Consider the following 18,503-nt stretch of genomic DNA (forward strand, 5'->3'; position numbering starts at 1 on the left):
AAAATGGACTCATAGGAAGTGAAAAACCTATGAGTCTACTCTTTATAAGAAGAGGTGAACCGCATGATTCAATTTGCAGTTAGAAGAATTATTGGCATGATTCCTATTTTACTTATCATTACTATTATTGCTTTCTTATTTGTTCACTTAACTCCGGGAGATCCGATCCGCATCATGTACGGAGCGGAGCTGGATCAGGAAACATACCAGACATTGAGAGCGAAGGAAGGATTTGATCAACCGCTTATAGTTCAGTACGGAAACTATATGTACAACATGTTGATAAAAGGGGATTTCGGTTCCTCTTATCGGACGAAAACAGAAGTCTCTTCTGAAATCATGAGGCGTTTTGGTTTTACATTTACATTAACGATGCTGGCGATGTTCTGGGCAATTCTTATTGGTATTTTTGTAGGGATCATTTCCGCTACAAAAAGAAATACGGTGTGGGACCGACTTGGAATGGTATCTGCGATTACAGCGCTAAGCGTTCCAGAGTTTTGGTTCGGCCTGATGGTCATGCAAATTTTCGCGGTGCAGCTGGGGTGGTTTCCGACAAGTGGTAGCGGAACCTTCGCTCACATATTCCTTCCATCCATCACGCTGGGGTTTGGGGTAGCCGCTACCATTGTAAGATTTACGAGGTCCAGTGTACTAGAAGTAATGCGAGAGGACTATGTAAGGACTGCCAGAGCAAAAGGGCAGAAAGAATCGGTTGTTGTGTGGAGTCATGTGCTAAGAAACGCACTTATTCCGGTTGTGACCATGACTGGTCTTCAGTTTGGATTTCTCATTGGGGGAGCGGTAGTGGTGGAACAAGTATTTGCTTGGCCTGGGCTAGGTTCGTATCTTGTTGATTCTATTCTGGCCAGGGACTACCCGGTCATCCAGGCGCTGATTTTATTGTTTTCGTTCCAGTTTCTAATAGTCAATCTATTGGTAGATATAAGTTACGGGTTTTTAAACCCTCAGATTAGATACGATTAATAGTAAAGGAGACGCAAATTTATGAGCAAAAAAATGCACACCTCGTATTCTCCTTTCAAGGTGTTTCTTCATAAGTTCATCAAACAGCGGTTTGCTTTTGTCGCATTTATCATTGTAGCCTTTATTGTGCTTGTCGGCGTTTTTGGTTCTTGGATTGCCCCGTTTGATCCGTATCGCCCTGTTACCTTGCAATATGAAGACAAAGGGATTGATTCCGAAAATTTAACAAGCGAGCGTATAGAATTAACCGGAGTGTTGAGTGATGGAAGCAAAATTACAGGCTCCGAATTAATGAATGTGAAGGTTGAAAGTGAAGATAGAAGAATAGCCTCCATCCGAAGAATGGAAGATGGCGTAACCATTACAGCAAATACTTCCGGTGTCACCAACGCATTCATTGAAAGTGAGGGAGTCCGGTCGCTCGTAGGGGTAAATGTATCAAGCGATACAGAAGCGATGGAGCCGAGCATTATACGAATAGAGGCAGAACAGCCTAATGAAACCATGCAAAGTGGAGACAGATATATCGTCCAACTTAAGGCTGTTCTTTCCGATGGTAGCTCTATCAGCGGATTAGAAGAATTAGAAGCCTTCCTGATTGATGGACAAGAAGATAAGGAAGGGAAAAATAAAGGCAGCGGTTTTGTGTCAGCGGGAAGTTCGGAGGAAAGTGATGGGGGAGTTGAATTTCTATCACTGGATGAAGAGTTGGCAACAGTTTCCCAAGAAGGACTTGTCACGCTTAAAGGGCAAGGGGACGCGCTGGTTCAAGTTGTAGCGGGTACAGTGTCAACAGTTGTCCATCTACCAGTAGGTGTCCAAGAAATTACCCCTAAGTTGGTTTCTATCGTACCTGAAATAATAGATGTGAGTTTAGTAGATATATATAAACATCAACCACCGTCCTCCACTCATATATTTGGGACGGATCATCAGAACAGGGATATCTTCAGCAGAGTGGTTATGGGGACAAGAGAAACGCTGATCATCGGCTTCGTCTCGGTTGCTATTGGGGCCGTCATTGGAACAGCGTTTGGATTGATAGCTGGGTATTATGGAGGAAGAATTGATAGTTTAATAACCCGCTTCACTGATATTTTACTAGCATTCCCTGGGATATTACTAGCTATAGCGGTAATCGCTTTCCTTGGTGCAGGACTCACGAATATCATTTTTGCAGTCGCGGTATTTACCATTCCTATTTTTATCAGGATCGTTCGGGGAAGTACGCTTGCCTTAAAAGAGATGACCTATGTGGAAGCAGCACAATCAATCGGTGTGAAGGATAGCGTCATCATCATGAGACATATTTTCCCGGGTACATTGTCAGTGGTGATCGTTTATTTGACGATGCGGATTGGGGTGGCTATTTTGATTGGAGCAGCCCTCAGCTTCCTTGGATTAGGTGGGGACATTACCGCTCCTGAGTGGGGCTCTATGTTAAGTGCGGCAAAAGACAACAGTGGAAATGTGTTTCATCCAACGTTCTTCCCTGGGCTTGCGATTGTTATTACTGTTCTGAGTTTTAATATTTTGGGAGATGGATTGCGGGATGCGCTTGATCCGAAGTTAAAAGAGTAGGAGGTGGCAACATAGATGGAAAAAGTGCTAGAAATTAAGGATTTAGAGGTTAGCTTCAAGAGTGATGGAAAGCAGTTAAAGGTGGTAAACGGGATATCTTTTGACGTACACAAGGGAGAAACGCTTGGTATTGTCGGGGAATCTGGGTGTGGGAAAAGTGTTACGTCCCTATCTATCATGAGGCTCTTGCCATCGCCTCCAGGGAAAATAACTGGTGGTTCCATCCATTATCAAGGAGAAAATCTGTTGCAAAAGAAAGAAAGGGATATGAGGAAAATTAGAGGTAACGAGATCTCTATGATTTTTCAAGAGCCAATGACTTCCCTTAACCCTGTATTTACCATTGGAAAGCAATTGGACGAAGTGTTGCTTTTACATAATGACATAACAAAAAAAGCGGCACGAGAGCGTTCGATAGACATGTTGAAACTTGTTGGTATTCCTCGTGCAGAACAAATATATGAAGCTTATCCGTTTGAGCTCTCAGGTGGTATGCGTCAGCGTGTGATGATAGCAATGGGGCTTGCTTGTCAACCTAAGCTATTGATTGCAGACGAACCGACAACAGCATTGGACGTAACCATCCAGGCGCAAATTCTACATCTGATGAAAGATTTAAAAAAGAAAACCGACACAGCTATCATGCTGATCACCCATGACCTTGGAGTGATTGCAGAAATGTGTGACAGGGTTATTGTCATGTATGCAGGAGAAATCGTGGAGGAGACGGATGTCGATACACTGTTCAATAACCCTAAGCATCCTTATACGATTGGACTGCTAGAATCGATTCCAAAGCTTGGGGAAAAACGGGACCGACTGCGTTCCATTCCGGGACAGGTTCCGTTGGCTGGAACGATTACACAGGGATGCCGTTTTGCTGATCGCTGCAGTAAGACGATACCGTTGTGCAGGGAAGAGGACCCGGAGCTACTTGAAGTTAAAAAAGGTCATTCCTGCAGGTGCTGGCTTCATGCAGATAGGAGTGTGACTGTATGAGTAATCCACTATTAGAAGTGAAAGACCTTAAGATTTATTTTCCAATTAAAAAAGGCATAAGACAAAAGGTTGTTTCTCATGTCAAAGCAGTTGACAGTGTTTCTTTTACGATAAATGAAGGAGAGACGCTTGGATTGGTGGGAGAGTCCGGTTGTGGAAAATCTACAACAGGCAGAGGAGTTGCCCAGCTGCTTAAAACGACAGAGGGGAAGGTTCTATTCGAAGGGGAGAGTTTGCAGGAGCTGTCGGTGAAGGAGATGCGAAGAAGGAGAAAAGACATGCAACTGGTCTTTCAGGATCCTTATGCATCTCTTAACCCTCGCCTGACAGTGGAGCAAATTTTGGCTGAGCCCTTAAAAGCTCATGGTGTGGAGAGAAGCAAAAGACGTAAGTTGATGGAAGATATTATGGAGGTATGTGGTTTGAATAAAAACTACCTTCATCGATATGCGCATGAATTTTCTGGAGGACAAAGGCAACGTATAGGAATTGCCCGGGCACTTATCTTAAAACCGAAATTGATAATTGCCGATGAACCGGTCGCGGCTCTTGATGTTTCCATCCAGGCACAAATTTTGAATCTATTAAAGGATTTGCAGGAAGGGTTTGGGCTGACCTATTTATTTATCTCTCATGATTTAAGTGTTGTTCAGCATTTATGTAATCGGGTTGCGGTGATGTATTTAGGCAGGATTGTAGAGATTGGAGAAGCTGACAAGATTTTTGAAAAAAGACTTCATCCCTATACGGAATCATTGATTGATGCCATTCCGATTTCGAACCCGAGAGAGCGGAAGGAAAGAATCATACTTCAAGGCGACGTACCTTCTCCTGTCGATCCACCAAAAGGTTGTGCATTTGTAGGAAGATGTCCTAAAGTGATGGCGCATTGCCATACCGAACGCCCTGAGTTAATGCAACACTCGGATGGGCATCAAGTCGCTTGTCACTTATATTCTTTGGAAAATAATACAATGGAGGTATCCTCATGCTCAAAAAGCAGTGGAAACGTTTAACGAAGATGCTTGCTGTTTTGCTATGTGGTGCTTTATTATTTCCTGCAACAAGCGGTTATGCTAAGCCTTCCCATGTCCATCAAACAGACTTGAAGGATGTACTCGTGCATAACGGGCAACTTGAAGGTGAGTTTAGTGCAGAGGTTAAAGATTATATTGTGAAAACGAAGGAAGACAAACTGTTATTAACGATCACTCCTGTAGCTGTTAATGCTAAGCTGTCAGTAGACGGGGTGAAAGTAAACCATCGGAAGAAAGTGAAGGTAGAATTTTCGCCAACTAAGAAAGTGGTGCAAATTGATGTTTTTACGCCAAAAGGTAAAAAAGATACCTACAAGCTTTTTGTTGAACATCCAAACTACGACTTGAAAGATGTCACACTGATTCAAACAGGGAATGGCCTGAATATAGAAGATTACAAGCTTGGGTTTCAAAAAGCGGATGTGATGGATGAGGTTAAAGCATATTTGATGTTCTATTCCAAGGAGAGTTTTTATGAAGTCTGGAATTACGTAATGAACTTGACTCCTGAAGAAATAGAGCAACATTTAACTTCACAAACTGAAGGAGCGAATAAAGATAAATTTTTTAAGATTACAAACCTGAGTTATGCAGACGGAGGAGGGAATACTTTCCGTTCCGGTCAGTTGGATGTAATGACTGGAAATTCTTTGGATATTGGCAAGTATTATGCCTATGCAGCAACACTTGGAGAGGATGGAGTATTGGGAATGACAGGTGCGGACAGAACCATTAGCGTCAAGCCTTACCCTACTTCAGTAGACTTGATTGGTGATGGAAATAAAATTGAAGATTACTCAGTTACTTTTGAACAAGTAAATCATGAAAAAGTCACGCACTATTTCTTATCCTATTCTTCAAAAGGACTAACCAAACTCGTGGATCCTCTTATTAGTAGTGGGGATGTAGAATTCCTCAAAGAATTGCAACGAGAGAATAGAGGGAAGTTACTCTCGCTAAATGAGATTGGAAATGAGCCGGTGTCCTTTGCTCCAAATCAAAAAACGATAGAGGGCAATAAACTCGGCAATGAGCTATATTATGCTTATGTGACAGCGGTGAGTGAAGAAGAAGTACTTGGATCTAGTAAATCTCTTAAAATGATCAATATCAAAACTATGCCTGTACCTCTGGAAGCTATTGGGGACGGTGTCGGGACCTTGCTTCCTGCTGGAGGTGCGACAGGGGATACGGATGCATACTTTAACGCCATTCGGAAAGCATCCGGTGTCAAGCGCCCGAGAATCGCCATTTTTAATAGTTCTAGAGATTCTGTAGATATTGCGTATGACCATTACCACCTTGATGATGGACCTTATGAAGCCCTAGAAACCGAGTTTAGGGATAAAGGCTTTGAACCGGTTTATATACCACTTGCCATAGACACTTTCGACTTTGTGGCTTATGACGAGTATTTCGTTAATCTTGTGAAAAGCAGTCATGCAGTAATGCTTCAAGGGGGAGACCAAATGAAGCATGCAAGGTCTTTGCTTGAAGATGATGGAACACCGACTCCTCTTTTGGAAGCAATCCAGTACGTTCACGATAATGGCGGAGTGATAGCAGGTACAAGTGCAGGTGCACATGTAATGAGTAACCCGATGTTTGGTGTGGGGAGGAGTTATGAAGCGTTAGTCATAAATGATACAGAAGTGAAAAACATCGCTGATGTACCACTGACAGGCTTTCTTGATCCAACTCTTAAAGACAATAATTTTCAGATAGCAGGGCTTGGACTTGTTGAAAACATTCTAACCGACACGCACTTTGATATGCGTGGAAGGCTCGGCCGTTTGCTTGTCGCCATGCGCGATACTGGTCATGAAGTTGGAGTAGGATTGGATGAGGGCACTGCTCTCGAAATTAAAGGAGATATAGGAGAAGTAGTAGGCGAGAATGGGGTATGGATTCTTGATGCAAGTGGTGCAACTTTCAATGAAAAAGGTGCAACGCCAGGATTTGAAGTAGAAGCTGTGATGTTGCATTACTTGACAGAAGGAGATACCTTCCATATGGTCACGAAAGAAGTCATCCCTGCTGAAAATAAAAAGGAATGGGATGGAAGTGTAGATACTCTATATCAAAGTCCAAATCTATTCGGTGGAGAGTATGAATCTACCAAATCCCTGCTTTCTTTTGCTAAGAGCTCTGAAACGGAACAGGTAACTACTGTAAAAGGTGATGCATCTGAATCGGTTTTTGCGATACAATGGGCAAAGGATGATAATTCAAAATACTTCCAAAGTGATGTGAATTATGGGCCTAAAGCCATAACTTCTTATAAAAAAGGAACCGTCACCAATATTAAATTATCACTTTGGGTGGAATAGGATGAAAAACTGAAGGAGACTTCTTACATGATTAAGTTATTAAAAAACGGGACCGTTTACAGTCCTGATTATCTTGGGAAAAAAGATATACTAATTGTCGATAAAAGAATTGCGGCAATAGAAGATAGCATACATTTTGAAGAGTCAGCACATATAGAAGTGCTTGATGTAACAGGTCAACTTATCGTACCGGGCTTTATTGATAATCACGTCCACATAATGGGCGGAGGGGGCGAAGGAAGCTATCGGACCCGCACCCCTGAGCTTGTGTTGTCGGATGCCATAAAAGGTGGAATCACCACACTTGTTGGAGTCATTGGCACAGACGGCACCACTCGTACCATGACAAGTCTTGTAGCAAAAGCTAAAGCGTTAAAAGAAGAAGGTATCAGTTGTTATGTGCACACAGGTTCCTATCAGGTTCCTGTCAAAACACTGACTGGAATGATTGAAGATGATCTGATTTTAATAGAGGAGATTATTGGAGTTGGAGAGATAGCGATTGCCGATCACCGTTCTTCCCAACCAAATTATGAAGAAATTGCAAAAATCGCGGCTGCTGCTCGGGTCGGTGGAATGCTTTCTGGTAAAGCAGGAATCGTGAATATGCATCTTGGAGACAGTGTTAGCAAACTATCAATATTAGAAGAAGTTATAGAAAAAACAGATATTCCCGTCCGTCAGTTTTTACCTACCCATATCAACCGTAATAGGGAGTTGTTTGAAGCAGGAATAGAACATGCAAAAAAAGGCGGCTATGTGGACTTTACCACTTCTAGTATTGCTAAGTTTCTTGAACAGGGTGAAACGAAATGCAGTGTCGGCTTGAAAGAAATGCTCGATAAAGATGTACCAATCGGACAGATTACCTTCTCTTCAGATGGCCAGGCAAGCTTGCCGGAATTTGATGAAAATGGCGAATTCATCGGTTTGCAATTAGGGAGGGTTACATCCTTATTCAAAGAAGTAAAAGATGCCATCTTGGAAGAAGGTGTACAGACCGCGGATGCATTGAAGGTTATTACCGAAAACCCTGCTAAAGTATTACGCTTAACTTCCAAAGGGACACTTGAAGTAGGAAAAGACGCAGATCTTGTTATTTTGAATGACGCCACTTATGAAATTGAAGCTGTCATTGCACTTGGTCAAAAAATGATGTGGAATAAAAAACTGCTTGTAAAAGGAACATTCGAATAAGCTATAATGGTAGAAAAACACTGTTGCTGAAAAGGACAGTGTTTTTCTATAGACGGAGGTGTGAGTTTGGAATGAAAGCAAAGGAATTGACTCTATTAGCCGGGTCTGAAGAAACGAGAAGAACACTTGATACCCAATTGAACGAAATCATCGGCGACTTTATCCGGATTCGCAGCTATTCTGTTGATGCCCACAAAGTAACAAAGGTTCACAATCAACTCATTATCCTATCCTCTCATCTAATAGAGGAGGAAGCGAAAGAATATATCGGAGACAATTGTACCGTATTAGTAGCGAGACGAATCGTTAATTTTCTTAATATTGACAAAATATACAGTGTGGCAAGAGGCGAGAAAGTCCTTTATGTGAATGATTTTCCGGAAACGGTCCAGGAAGCAATCTCTTCCTTTGAGATTCTGGGAATCAACCATCTTCAGTTAATCCCATATTTTCCTGGGAAAAAGCAACAAGAACAAGTAAAGATAGCTATTACGCCAGGCGAGCTGGACCTTGTTCCACCTTATGTGGCAGAAGTAATCAATATAGGTCCAAGACTCATCGACATAACTACTATCATTACCATATTAAATAGATTGGGTCTTTTAGAGGAAAAACAGGATCAGGTATCAAGTAAGTACATAAGCACGATTACAAGATTAAGTAAAAGATTAGGGGACGCAAACCAAGAAGCGAATAAAATCAGTGATCATCTGAAAAAGGTGGTTAATGGAGTGAATGATGGAATTCTGGCCATTAATCAGCTTGGTAGAATTACCGTCTTCAATGAAATAATGGAGCGGTTCCTTCGAATTCCAATGAAAAAAGCGGTCGATCGACATGTTCGTGATGTAGTTTCTGATCGTGATTTGTATGATTTCATTATGAACAAACGAGAGGAAGAAGCGGACGGTTACTTTACCATCAACTCTATGAACTTTATGGTACACCGTTTCATGATAGATCCTCAAGGGACCGTGGTCGTCACATTTAAAGATGCAAGTGAAACAATCGAGATGGAAAAACAATTGAAAAGAGAGTTAGTTAAAAAGGGATTCTATGGAAAGTATCACTTCGAGGATATAGTTGGTAGTCATCCAGAATTATTGAGTACCAAGGAAATAGCTCGTAAGCTTGCCAAAACTGAATTAACGATCCTCATACAAGGGGAGAGCGGTACAGGCAAAGAGTTGTTTGCAAGCTCCATACACAATGCCTCTCCCCGTAGCAATGGACCATTTCTCGCTGTCAATTTCAGTGCTCTTCCAGAAGATCTTGTGGAAAGTGAACTTTTTGGATATGAAGAAGGTGCATTCTCTGGAGCGAAAAAAGGCGGAAGAAAGGGTCTTTTTGAACAGGCGAATGGCGGTACCATTTTCTTAGATGAAATAGGAGATGTCAGCTTGAAGGTCCAAGCAAGATTGCTTCGTGTTCTTCAGGAAAAAGAGCTACTCCGCATAGGTGGAAACAAAATCATTCCTGTAGATGTTCGAGTGGTAGCGGCCACAAACAAGGACTTACTCTCCTTAATGGAAGAGGGGAAATTTAGGGAAGACTTATATCATCGTTTAAAAGTCTTATTCTTGCAGCTTCCTGCTCTTCGCAAACGAAAGGAAGATATTGTACACCTCATCCATCACTTTATTCAACAAAGTAATCAACCATCGATTAATTTGGAAGTTGAAGTGTTGGAGAGACTAAAAGAATATGACTGGTACGGAAATATACGTGAACTAAAAAATACCCTCGATTATATGCTCGCTGTGTGTGAAGAGAATACGATTAAGGTAGAAAATATACCAAATGAAGGGTTTTTTCAGCAGGCAAAAAAGAGTATGAAAGAAGTAGCGGCTACGCTGGAGTCAGCGGAAGTTCCGTACATGCAAGAAGAATTGAGTGAAGAATTAAGCGACCTAGTAGATATCATCTATAAAATGCAACGGAGTGGGGAAACGGTCAGTCGGGTGAAAATTTCAGAAGTAACTAGAAGTGGTGGGAGATTCTTAACGGAGCAACAAGTGCGGTCAAGGCTTGAAACTCTAGAAAAGATGGGGTTGATTGAGAAAAAGCGGGGGAGACAAGGGACGAGGTTAACCGTCTTCGGGGAAAAAACCTTCCATATGAAAAAAAGGCAGTAAGTGGATGAATGACTCCGCTTACTGCCTTTCCAGTTGATTTCCGTTCCAGGCGCTTCGCTTGCCTGCGGGCGTCTCCGCGCCTTCCACTTCAATCAACGGAAGGTTTATAATACTTGAAATCTTCTTTAGACGCCCATTTTTCTTCTGGTGTTGCTTGGTTTTTTCGTTTGTTGGCTTTTCATTTTTTGTGTTCCTTGTGCTCCATTGAAGTTTCCTTTACCGCCTGCTGCCTGCTTCTTTTTATTTTCTAATTGCTTTTTCATCGCTTCTTGCAGACTGATCTTCTTTGGTTCGTTACTTTCTGTCATATAGCTGCCTCCTAATGGTCCATATTAGTAAACTTAGTATAAACCATTTCTGCAAAGAAAGGTAATAAGAATTTATTGGGTTTCTATAGAAAAGATTATATTCTGAAAATAGAGAAAGTATGTAATTCAATAATTATTGTTGAAACTATCTTAGTATAGTGATAAAGTTATAAAAGTATTATATAACACTTGTCATTTTCACAAACTGGTCTGTAATAACAACAGTATCAGTGATAAAAGTATTTAATAGGAAAACTTTAAAGCTTTTCTATTAAATATTTTTATTGGAAACAAATATTGGAAACGTTACCAATATTACAAGTGTGTCAACTACTACAGAAGAGGTGTGAACAGCATGATAGACACAATTATTGAATGGAGTAATGAAATTCTTTGGTCCTATGTTCTTATTGCGTTATTGGTTGGCCTTGGAATCTATTTTTCTTTGCAATCAAAATTTGTTCAGTTTACACAGTTGGGGGAGATGTTTCGTTTATTAAAAGAAAGCCCAACTTCAAATGAAGCAAAAAAGAGAGTGTCATCTTTTGGCGCCTTCTGTATCAGTGCAGCAACTAGAATAGGTACAGGGAACCTTGCAGGTGTGGCAATCGCCATTTCGCTTGGAGGGCCTGGTGCCGTATTTTGGATGTGGGTAGTTGCCCTATTTGGTGCGTCATTGAGTTTTATTGAGAGTACACTAGCACAGGTTTATAAAGTAAAGGATAAAAGCGGCTTTAAAGGTGGTCCAGCGTACTATATGCAAAAGGCAATGGGAGCACGGTGGATGGGTGTTTTATTCGCTGTCTTGATTACTTTTTGCTTCGGTTTGGCATTTACATCTGTCCAAGCGAACACCATTACCGTTGCATTTAACGAAGCCTTTGGAGTGAATCGCTTAGTGCTTGGGCTAGTTCTCACAGCAATTGTTGCAATGGTAATTTTCGGCGGAGTAAAAAGAATTGCTAAAGTTTCACAAATCGTTGTACCGGTAATGGCTGTGTCTTATTTACTGCTGGCGCTATATGTCATCGCAATCAATATCGGGGAAATTCCTGGACTGATCGGTGTGATAGTATCAAGTGCCTTTGGTTTTAACGAAGCGGTTGCTGGTGGTATCGGTGCTGCTATAATGAATGGTGTAAAACGAGGTCTGTTTTCCAATGAAGCAGGTATGGGTAGTGCTCCCGTTGCAGCGGCAACTGCAGATGTAAGTCACCCAGCAAAGCAAGGATTCATTCAGACGCTTGGAGTATTTGTGGATACTATTTTAATATGTAGTGCAACAGCCTTCATTATCCTGCTTGCAGGGATTCCTGGTGGGGAAAAGATGGAAGGAATCCAGTTGACCCAAGTGGCGTTAGCAGAACATGTTGGGCCTTGGGCAAGTATCTTTATCGCTATCGCCATTTTGTTATTCTGCTTTAGTTCGATTATTGGAAACTATTATTATGGAGAATCCAATATTGAATTTATTAAAGAAAGCAAAACAGCCATCATGATTTTCCGCTTTGCGGTGCTTGGAATGACTGTCTTTGGTTCTGTTGCAAGCCTGAGCATGGTGTGGAACCTTGCTGACTTGTTCATGGCCTTGATGGCTATCACCAACCTTGTGGCATTGGCCTTTATCGGGAAAATTGCTCTTGCTGTTTTGAAGGATTATCTGAAGCAGCGTAAAGAAGGAAAAGATCCTGTATTCTACGCAAGTAATATTAAGGGGTTAGAGAATACAGAATGCTGGGAAGATGAGTCGGCAAGTGCTGAGGAAAAAGGTGCTTAGAAGGAAAAATGTTATATGTAGCTGCGGGATCTAGGTGATCCTGCGGCTTTTTTCTTTGTTTATTAGATAGATTAACGAATCTTGCTGCATAATTGAAAGCGTATTGGTATTTATTTTCCGAAGCGGCTAATTTATTTTCCATTCGACAAAAAATACGAGCCGTAACTTCTAATTTATTTTCCAAAACAAAGAAAATACTTTCCAAAAATCCAAAATGCATGCCGTTCGACATTTTGTAACAAGAATCTCCAATCCCTAACGAGACCAATTAAGAAGGGTTTTATTTAAATATGAAGAAGTATAAAGGAGAACTCCATTCAATTTTAAATACATAGGGGATGAAAAGATGGAAGAATTGCTATTTAAGCAAATGCAGTTTGTACGAAAGAGAACCATTGCGGCTCTTGATGCCACCACGGAAAAACTTGCAGATGAGATGCCGAGAAATGTTAAAAATTCAATCAGATGGAATTTGGGACATATTTTCGTTTCACAAGATACATTGCTCTATCCGTTCATTGGTGAAGGTCATCATGTGCCCAAAAGTTACCTTGAGCTGTTTGCCATGGGATCAAGCCCTTATGAATGGGAGACAGAGGCTCCTACGTTGCAAGAGATTAGGAACTATTTAGTTGAACAGCCTATCCGTATCCAAAAAGACTTTGCAGGAAAGCTGGAAGAAAGAATACAACAACCTTTCAAATTGGGTGACCATGAGCTTACTACGCTTGGGGAGCTGCTGAGCTTTGCTATTTGGCATGAGGGGTTGCATCAAGGTGCAATTAATACTCTTAAGCGTGCCGTTGGAACAGAGGACCTTTGGAGCAAAGTGACAGAGGAAAATCAACTCATATAAAGGAAAAAATAGGGTTTGTCTCGCTTTTAGGGGCAGACCCTATTTTTCTCTAAAATAAATGTATCTAATTTAGTATATATGTGATAAAATATCTTTAATTCAAGATATTTAAATTCAAAGTAAAAACGAAAGCAAGGAGGAACCTATATATGAAACACTTCCATCAAAGCCCTACCACCTATGTGCAGGATGTCATGATAAATGTAAAAAATCTTCAACGTTCTATTGAATTTTATACAACCATAATTGGTTTTAAACTTTTAGAACAAACGGAAACTCAAGCGGTATTTACGGCAAATGGCCATACTCCGTTGTTGACTATCGTACAACCAAAGAATATTAAAACAAAGCCGCAACGCACCACCGGTCTTTATCATTTTGCGATTCTTTTACCTTCACGGGCAGATCTTGGTAGCATCATCCATCATTTTATCGCCAAGGGTGTGCGCCTCCAAGGGGCTTCAGATCATCTTGTCAGTGAGGCATTATATTTGGCGGATCCGGACGGAAACGGGATTGAAATATACAGGGATCGTCCGTCAGATGAATGGAATTGGAACGGATCAGAAGTGGAGATGGCATCTATTGCTCTTGATGTGGAAGACGTGTTAAAAGAGGGTCAAGATACCAAGTGGAATGGTCTACCTAAAGAAACAGTGATGGGACATATACACCTTCACGTTTCTGAACTAAAAGATACCGAGCAGTTTTATACAAAAGGGCTAGGGTTTGAAGTTGTCACTCGATATGGAGCGCAAGCTTTGTTTATCTCAACGGAACGATACCATCATCATATCGGACTGAATACATGGAATGGGGTAGGAGCACCGGCACCAGAAGAAAATTCCGTAGGTCTTGTATGGTTCTCATTGGTATTTTCAAATGAAGAAAAGAAGCAGGCTGCAGTTGATAGGCTAACATCATTAGGGTATAAAGTAGAGGAATTAGATGGCCAATATTTTACAAAGGACTCTTCAGGAAATAGAATAAAATTGGTTTAACCATCAAAATAGACTTCTAAAAAGGGTCTGTTTTTTCTATGTCGTATAAATTATTGGAAGCTATGATGGATGTAGCAAAATATGGAGAAAATGGACTGGAAATGCTGATAAGAAGAGGGTGGATGGAACAGCCACCGCAATCATTGGATCGCGAGAAGCTGCAAGAATAAAGAAGCTGAAGGTCATACTGGGACCTTCAGCTCTTTCTGATAGAAATAAAGCTCATCAGCAAGTCTAAAACCAGCTTTTTGATATACATGTATTGCTTGTTTATTGGTTGAATTTACACATAGCCTGATTTCGTCGATTTCTATGAATGAAAAAATCCAAGAAACCACGCCTTTTAAAAGTTCTGTACCAATGCTTTGTCCTCGAAAGCGCTCATCCACTGCAAAAAACTCAATGCGGGCTTCCGAAAACTCAGGTTCCACCTCTACATAAATGTATCCTGCTAATTTGTCTTCTCTCTTATAAAAAAATACTTTCCGGTGCTCATTAATCCGGTCAATGATTTGATCTCCATTATAGTATGTATCAGGGAAGGTTAGGTTGTGTAGATGGATCATCTCATTTTTGTGTTCCTCTGTGAGCAAGGTGAGTTCAGGAATTTGTGAGGTAAAAAGTTCGTTACGTCGCATAATCAAAATAGCCTGCTCGCTTTGTTTTAAGAAGTTAAAATTTGTTGCGGTTGTGACTGCAATTTCGTTCTCTTTGTTCGGAAACATGCTAAGTCTTTCCACCTTTGAAGGGATAAGTTGCAACATATCTTGGAACAAAAGTATTGCTTGATTATGGTGATTCGCATCTACAAACGGTCCCCATACTTCTGCAGATTTCTTCTCAAAATCAGCATCAAACCCAATCACCCCGATTAAAGTTTCTTCCATAAAGGCTAAAACGAAGGCTTTTTCGAATGGTACATCTGTAAGTTCGTTCTGTATGTAGCTTGAGATTTCCTGTTGTTGGTTGCCGCAATATCCAATATGACTACTTGACTTACCATTGAGTTCTGCGATAAAAGCTGCCACTTCTTCTATTAATTCACTTAAAGGATAAGAGAGTACAGGTTCTTTCACTCCATCACTCCTCATTTAAAAAATCCCAGAGTGTGCACGCCTCTGAGACTTGTTTGATTATTTAAAATTATAACACAATTATTAGCGATTTATGAGGTTTCGGACCCCTCTATAGATTAAGGCAAGCGAGAATACTAGAACGGTAACGACGCCAAGAATACTAGTGATCGGCTCAAGAGCAGCAAACGTTCCAGTCATTGGTACTCTTAGAAGCGCAAAACCTGCTAGCATGGCAGCGAAAAACAGAATAATTCTTTCCATAAAACACCCTCCTTTCCCTTTGCTAACACTATATGTGTATAGGCTTAAACTTGTCAGCGGTTACAAAAATTCTTTTTCAAAAAAAATAGAGCTGAAATCGATTAGTTGATTTCAGCTCCATTTTTAATTTAGTTTATTTCTAATGGTCGTAAGCTTGCCTCAATTTCTTCTCTTTTTGGTTCTAAGAACGGAGGAAGAGCAAGCTTTTCACCCATTGTTTCTAGAGGCTCGTCTGCACTGAATCCAGGTGTGTCTGTGGATAATTCAAAAAGAATACCATTAGGCTCTCTGAAATAGAGTGCCTTAAAATAATATCTTTCTACTTCTCCTGAGTTCGGAAGGAGTGTTTCCCTCACTCGTTTTACCCACTTTTGAAACTCTTCTTTGTTTGGAACCCGAAATGCCACATGATGGACGCCGCCTCGACCTATTTTTTCAGGGGGAAGATCTGGCCTTGTTTCAATATGCACTTCTGCTCCCGCACCGCCTTCTCCAGTTGTGTAGACTTCAATGGCAGGGAAATCCCCCTTAAGGGAAGGGTAAGACCCTTTATGCTGAAACCCAAGCACATTAGTTAAGATGCTTGTTGTTGGGAGGGCTGATTTAACGGTCAACGTTACAGGCCCAAGTCCAATGATGGCATGCTCTTTTGGGATGTCATTTTTTCCCCAAGGAACCCCGGCTGGAACACCTTTTTCTCCGTTATCAGCCACTAATAACAGTTTTGTGCCTTCATAGTCTTCAAATGCTAATGTGTCTCTGTCTGCCCGCTTTTTTATTTCTTCCTGTTTTATGTTAAATGTCCGGAATCGCTGTTGCCAAAAATGCAGTGAATCGGTGGTTGCCACACGTAAAGAAGTAGAAGAAATGCTTGAAACTCCTTCATGGGTTCTGCCTAAGCCAGGAATATCAAAGAAGGTAATCTCTGTTCCTGGATTTCCCTCTGCATCACCATAAAATAAATGATAGGAGGACGTGTTATCTTGGTTTACGGTCTTTTTTACAAGTCTCATACCAAGAACCTCTGTAAAAAAAAGATAATTTTTTTCTGCTTTAGCTGTTAATAAAGAAACGTGGTGTAAACCCAATAATTCCATAGGTATCACTCCTGAAAAGAATTTAACTCAAATTAAAATATCTCGAATTCAAGATAATTATACCATGACTTTTCAACATTCACAACAGCAATAAATTATTTGAAAAATACAAAATTTTTATGTGTTTTTCTGCTTTTTTATTGCTAATTTCTCCATTTCAAAATATATTTATAATATATATATGTAGGAGAGTGATGAGAACTTGGATAGTATACCCTATGACTCGATAATTTTATTAGGGGCATTGTTAATATTATCAGGATATTTTTCGGCATCTGAAACGGCTATTACGAGCGTGAACAAAGTGCGGCTTCGTAATCAGGCAGACAACAATGCAAGAGCAAAACGCTCATTAAACATGGCAGAAAACTTTGATCAAAGTGTTTCTACAATTCTAATAGGTAATAATATCGTTAACATAGCAATGGCAGCAATAGCGACGAATATTGCCACTCAGCTATATGGGAGTAATGGCAGCACCCTTGCCATCACGACAGCGATTATTACGATAGTAGTCCTTGTTTTTGGGGAGATTTTGCCGAAATCTTTAGCTAAACAATATGCAGAAAAATATTTACTCTTAATATCTGCTTCTTTAATGACAGTCATGAAACTCTTTTATCCGATTACATGGTTGTTCGTCCAACTGAAAGTAGGTATTAAAAAACTCCTTGGAGCAGATAAGGAGGAACCTACCGTTACAGAAGAAGATGTAATTGCAATGGTGGAGATCGGAGAAGAAGAAGGGACTTTTCTCACACAAGAACGAGAACTGCTGCATAATGCAATAGCGTTTGATGATATCGTCGTGAAAGATATCCTTACGCCAAGACCAGATGTAGTAGCCATCTCAGAGGATACGTCAATTGAAGAGATTAAAGACATTTTTATAAAAGAACAATATTCACGTTTACCCTTATATGAAGGATCCATCGACAACATTACTGGAGTTATTTCACATAGAGATTTCTTTGCCCAATATGTGCAAGATCAGAACTTTTCATTAAGAGAAATTGCACGCAGTCCGTTTTTCGTAATTGGATCTGCCAAAATATCTAATCTCCTGAAAGAGCTGCAAACTTCACAAAATCATTTAGCCATAGTGCTAGATGAGTATGGTGGAACCGCAGGTATAATCTCGATTGAGGATATAATTGAAGAGATTGTCGGAGAAATTTGGGATGAGCATGACGAAAACGAAAACCTGGTGGAAGTAATTGATGAATTAAAATTTCGTATGGATGGGCGTCTGCCTGTAGAGGAATTTACGGAGTTGCTACAACTTGAAGTAGCAGAATCCACCGCTAACACGTTAGGCGGTTGGATTTCAGATATGCTCGGCTATCTTCCTAAAAAGGGAGAAAGGGTGGAGTGTGAAAGCTTCGTCATTCATATAGAAGAAGTGAAAAAGCATCGAATACAAAAAGTGGTTGTAGAAAAAAACGTTGATTTTGTTTTTTCTGCATAACGTATTTAAAGTCCTGGCATATTGCCAGGGCTTTTTATGTGGCTCTTGAACAAGTTTAAGCAGTTCCAATTCTACTTGGGTTCAGCGGTAGTCATAGGATGGCAATGAGGACAATGTTCGAGTGTTTTAGGGTTTAGCGGTAGTCATAGGGTGGCAATGAGGACAATGTTCGAGTGTTTTAGGGTTCAGCGGTAGTCATAGGGTGGCAATGAGGACAATGTTTGAGTGTTTTAGGGTTCAGCGGTAGTCATAGGGTGGCAATGAGGACAATGTTCGAGTGTTTTAGGGTTCAGCGGTAGTCATAGGGTGGCAATGAGGACAATGTTCGAGTGTTTTAGGGTTCAGCGGTAGTCATAGGGTGGCAATGAGGACAATGTTTGAGCATTTTAGGGT

General features: G+C 40.7%; 16 protein-coding genes. 12 read left to right on the plus strand and 4 right to left on the minus strand.

All coding sequences use genetic code 11. The annotated features are described in order from the left end of the window. Window positions 1–63: 63 nt before the first annotated feature. From nikB to LC091_RS12845, 7 genes are all read left to right on the plus strand, one after another. A complete protein-coding gene (gene nikB, locus LC091_RS12815; protein ID WP_226682434.1) occupies window positions 64–987 on the plus strand; it encodes a nickel ABC transporter permease in 924 nt (307 codons plus the stop codon). 21 nt (window positions 988–1,008) lie between these two features. Continuing rightward, window positions 1,009–2,568, plus strand: coding sequence for an ABC transporter permease subunit (locus LC091_RS12820; protein ID WP_226682435.1), 1,560 nt, complete (start codon window positions 1,009–1,011; stop codon window positions 2,566–2,568). A 15-nt stretch (window positions 2,569–2,583) separates the two neighbouring features. Further along, window positions 2,584–3,567 (plus strand): ABC transporter ATP-binding protein, encoded by a 984-nt coding sequence (locus LC091_RS12825; RefSeq protein ID WP_226682436.1) that lies wholly within the window; start codon window positions 2,584–2,586, stop codon window positions 3,565–3,567. Further along, a complete protein-coding gene (locus LC091_RS12830) occupies window positions 3,564–4,583 on the plus strand; it encodes an ABC transporter ATP-binding protein (RefSeq protein ID WP_226682437.1) in 1,020 nt (339 codons plus the stop codon). The genes LC091_RS12825 and LC091_RS12830 overlap by 4 nt, the downstream gene beginning before the upstream one ends. After that, window positions 4,556–6,934 carry a cyanophycinase gene (locus LC091_RS12835; protein ID WP_226682438.1) on the plus strand — a complete coding sequence of 793 codons (2,379 nt, stop codon included), beginning with the start codon at window positions 4,556–4,558 and terminating at the stop codon, window positions 6,932–6,934. Before LC091_RS12830 ends, LC091_RS12835 begins: the two co-directional genes overlap by 28 nt. A 27-nt stretch (window positions 6,935–6,961) precedes the next feature. Beyond that, the gene (gene iadA, locus LC091_RS12840; protein ID WP_226682439.1) at window positions 6,962–8,131 is read left to right on the plus strand and encodes a beta-aspartyl-peptidase; all 1,170 of its coding nucleotides are present in this window, start codon (window positions 6,962–6,964) and stop codon (window positions 8,129–8,131) included. Window positions 8,132–8,202: 71 nt separating this feature from the next. Beyond that, entirely contained in the window at window positions 8,203–10,266 is a 2,064-nt protein-coding gene (locus tag LC091_RS12845; RefSeq protein ID WP_226682440.1) for a sigma-54 interaction domain-containing protein, read from the plus strand. A gap of 125 nt (window positions 10,267–10,391) precedes the next feature. Here LC091_RS12845 and LC091_RS12850 read toward each other — a convergent pair whose 3' ends face one another. Continuing rightward, window positions 10,392–10,574: a hypothetical protein gene (locus tag LC091_RS12850; protein ID WP_010198405.1), complete on the minus strand. Its 183-nt coding sequence runs from the start codon at window positions 10,572–10,574 to the stop codon at window positions 10,392–10,394. Window positions 10,575–10,929: 355 nt separating this feature from the next. On the opposite strand from LC091_RS12850, the gene LC091_RS12855 reads away from it, so the two are divergent. From LC091_RS12855 to LC091_RS12870, 4 genes are all read left to right on the plus strand, one after another. Then, the gene (locus tag LC091_RS12855) at window positions 10,930–12,351 is read left to right on the plus strand and encodes an alanine/glycine:cation symporter family protein (protein ID WP_226682441.1); all 1,422 of its coding nucleotides are present in this window, start codon (window positions 10,930–10,932) and stop codon (window positions 12,349–12,351) included. Between the two features lie 346 nt (window positions 12,352–12,697). Further along, complete coding sequence (locus tag LC091_RS12860) at window positions 12,698–13,207, plus strand: DinB family protein (RefSeq protein WP_226682442.1); 510 nt, start codon at window positions 12,698–12,700, stop codon at window positions 13,205–13,207. A gap of 149 nt (window positions 13,208–13,356) precedes the next feature. Next, entirely contained in the window at window positions 13,357–14,208 is an 852-nt protein-coding gene (locus LC091_RS12865; protein WP_226682443.1) for a VOC family protein, read from the plus strand. A 38-nt stretch (window positions 14,209–14,246) separates the two neighbouring features. Then, entirely contained in the window at window positions 14,247–14,378 is a 132-nt protein-coding gene (locus LC091_RS12870; RefSeq protein ID WP_226682444.1) for a DUF3231 family protein, read from the plus strand. Window positions 14,379–14,390: 12 nt separating this feature from the next. On the opposite strand, the gene LC091_RS20530 is transcribed toward LC091_RS12870, so the two are convergent. The 3 genes from LC091_RS20530 to LC091_RS12885 form a co-directional block, all read right to left on the minus strand. Beyond that, complete coding sequence (locus tag LC091_RS20530) at window positions 14,391–15,284, minus strand: GNAT family N-acetyltransferase (RefSeq protein ID WP_226682445.1); 894 nt, start codon at window positions 15,282–15,284, stop codon at window positions 14,391–14,393. Between the two features lie 81 nt (window positions 15,285–15,365). After that, complete coding sequence (locus tag LC091_RS12880) at window positions 15,366–15,545, minus strand: hypothetical protein (RefSeq protein WP_088017442.1); 180 nt, start codon at window positions 15,543–15,545, stop codon at window positions 15,366–15,368. A 128-nt stretch (window positions 15,546–15,673) separates the two neighbouring features. Continuing rightward, window positions 15,674–16,642 (minus strand): ring-cleaving dioxygenase, encoded by a 969-nt coding sequence (locus LC091_RS12885; RefSeq protein ID WP_226682446.1) that lies wholly within the window; start codon window positions 16,640–16,642, stop codon window positions 15,674–15,676. A gap of 202 nt (window positions 16,643–16,844) precedes the next feature. Between LC091_RS12885 and LC091_RS12890 the strand changes: the two genes are divergently transcribed. Next, window positions 16,845–18,110, plus strand: a complete 1,266-nt coding sequence (locus LC091_RS12890) for a hemolysin family protein (RefSeq protein ID WP_226682447.1) — start codon at window positions 16,845–16,847, stop codon at window positions 18,108–18,110. The last annotated feature ends 393 nt before the right edge of the window (window positions 18,111–18,503 follow it).

It is taken from the genome of Sutcliffiella horikoshii (genome assembly GCF_020524325.1).
Classification (GTDB): domain Bacteria; phylum Bacillota; class Bacilli; order Bacillales; family Bacillaceae_I; genus Sutcliffiella_A; species Sutcliffiella_A horikoshii_D.

Excerpts from the sequence above, each read along its gene's own strand:
- nikB (WP_226682434.1), top strand. The coding sequence starts at position 64 with ATGATTCAATTTGCAGTTAGAAGAATTATTGGCATGATTCCTATTTTA.
- LC091_RS12820 (WP_226682435.1), top strand. The coding sequence starts at position 1,009 with ATGAGCAAAAAAATGCACACCTCGTATTCTCCTTTCAAGGTGTTTCTT.
- LC091_RS12825 (WP_226682436.1), top strand. The coding sequence starts at position 2,584 with ATGGAAAAAGTGCTAGAAATTAAGGATTTAGAGGTTAGCTTCAAGAGT.
- LC091_RS12830 (WP_226682437.1), top strand. The coding sequence starts at position 3,564 with ATGAGTAATCCACTATTAGAAGTGAAAGACCTTAAGATTTATTTTCCA.
- LC091_RS12835 (WP_226682438.1), top strand. The coding sequence starts at position 4,556 with ATGCTCAAAAAGCAGTGGAAACGTTTAACGAAGATGCTTGCTGTTTTG.
- iadA (WP_226682439.1), top strand. The coding sequence starts at position 6,962 with ATGATTAAGTTATTAAAAAACGGGACCGTTTACAGTCCTGATTATCTT.
- LC091_RS12845 (WP_226682440.1), top strand. The coding sequence starts at position 8,203 with ATGAAAGCAAAGGAATTGACTCTATTAGCCGGGTCTGAAGAAACGAGA.
- LC091_RS12850 (WP_010198405.1), bottom strand. The coding sequence starts at position 10,574 with ATGACAGAAAGTAACGAACCAAAGAAGATCAGTCTGCAAGAAGCGATG.
- LC091_RS12855 (WP_226682441.1), top strand. The coding sequence starts at position 10,930 with ATGATAGACACAATTATTGAATGGAGTAATGAAATTCTTTGGTCCTAT.
- LC091_RS12860 (WP_226682442.1), top strand. The coding sequence starts at position 12,698 with ATGGAAGAATTGCTATTTAAGCAAATGCAGTTTGTACGAAAGAGAACC.
- LC091_RS12865 (WP_226682443.1), top strand. The coding sequence starts at position 13,357 with ATGAAACACTTCCATCAAAGCCCTACCACCTATGTGCAGGATGTCATG.
- LC091_RS12870 (WP_226682444.1), top strand. The coding sequence starts at position 14,247 with ATGTCGTATAAATTATTGGAAGCTATGATGGATGTAGCAAAATATGGA.
- LC091_RS12880 (WP_088017442.1), bottom strand. The coding sequence starts at position 15,545 with ATGGAAAGAATTATTCTGTTTTTCGCTGCCATGCTAGCAGGTTTTGCG.
- LC091_RS12885 (WP_226682446.1), bottom strand. The coding sequence starts at position 16,642 with ATGGAATTATTGGGTTTACACCACGTTTCTTTATTAACAGCTAAAGCA.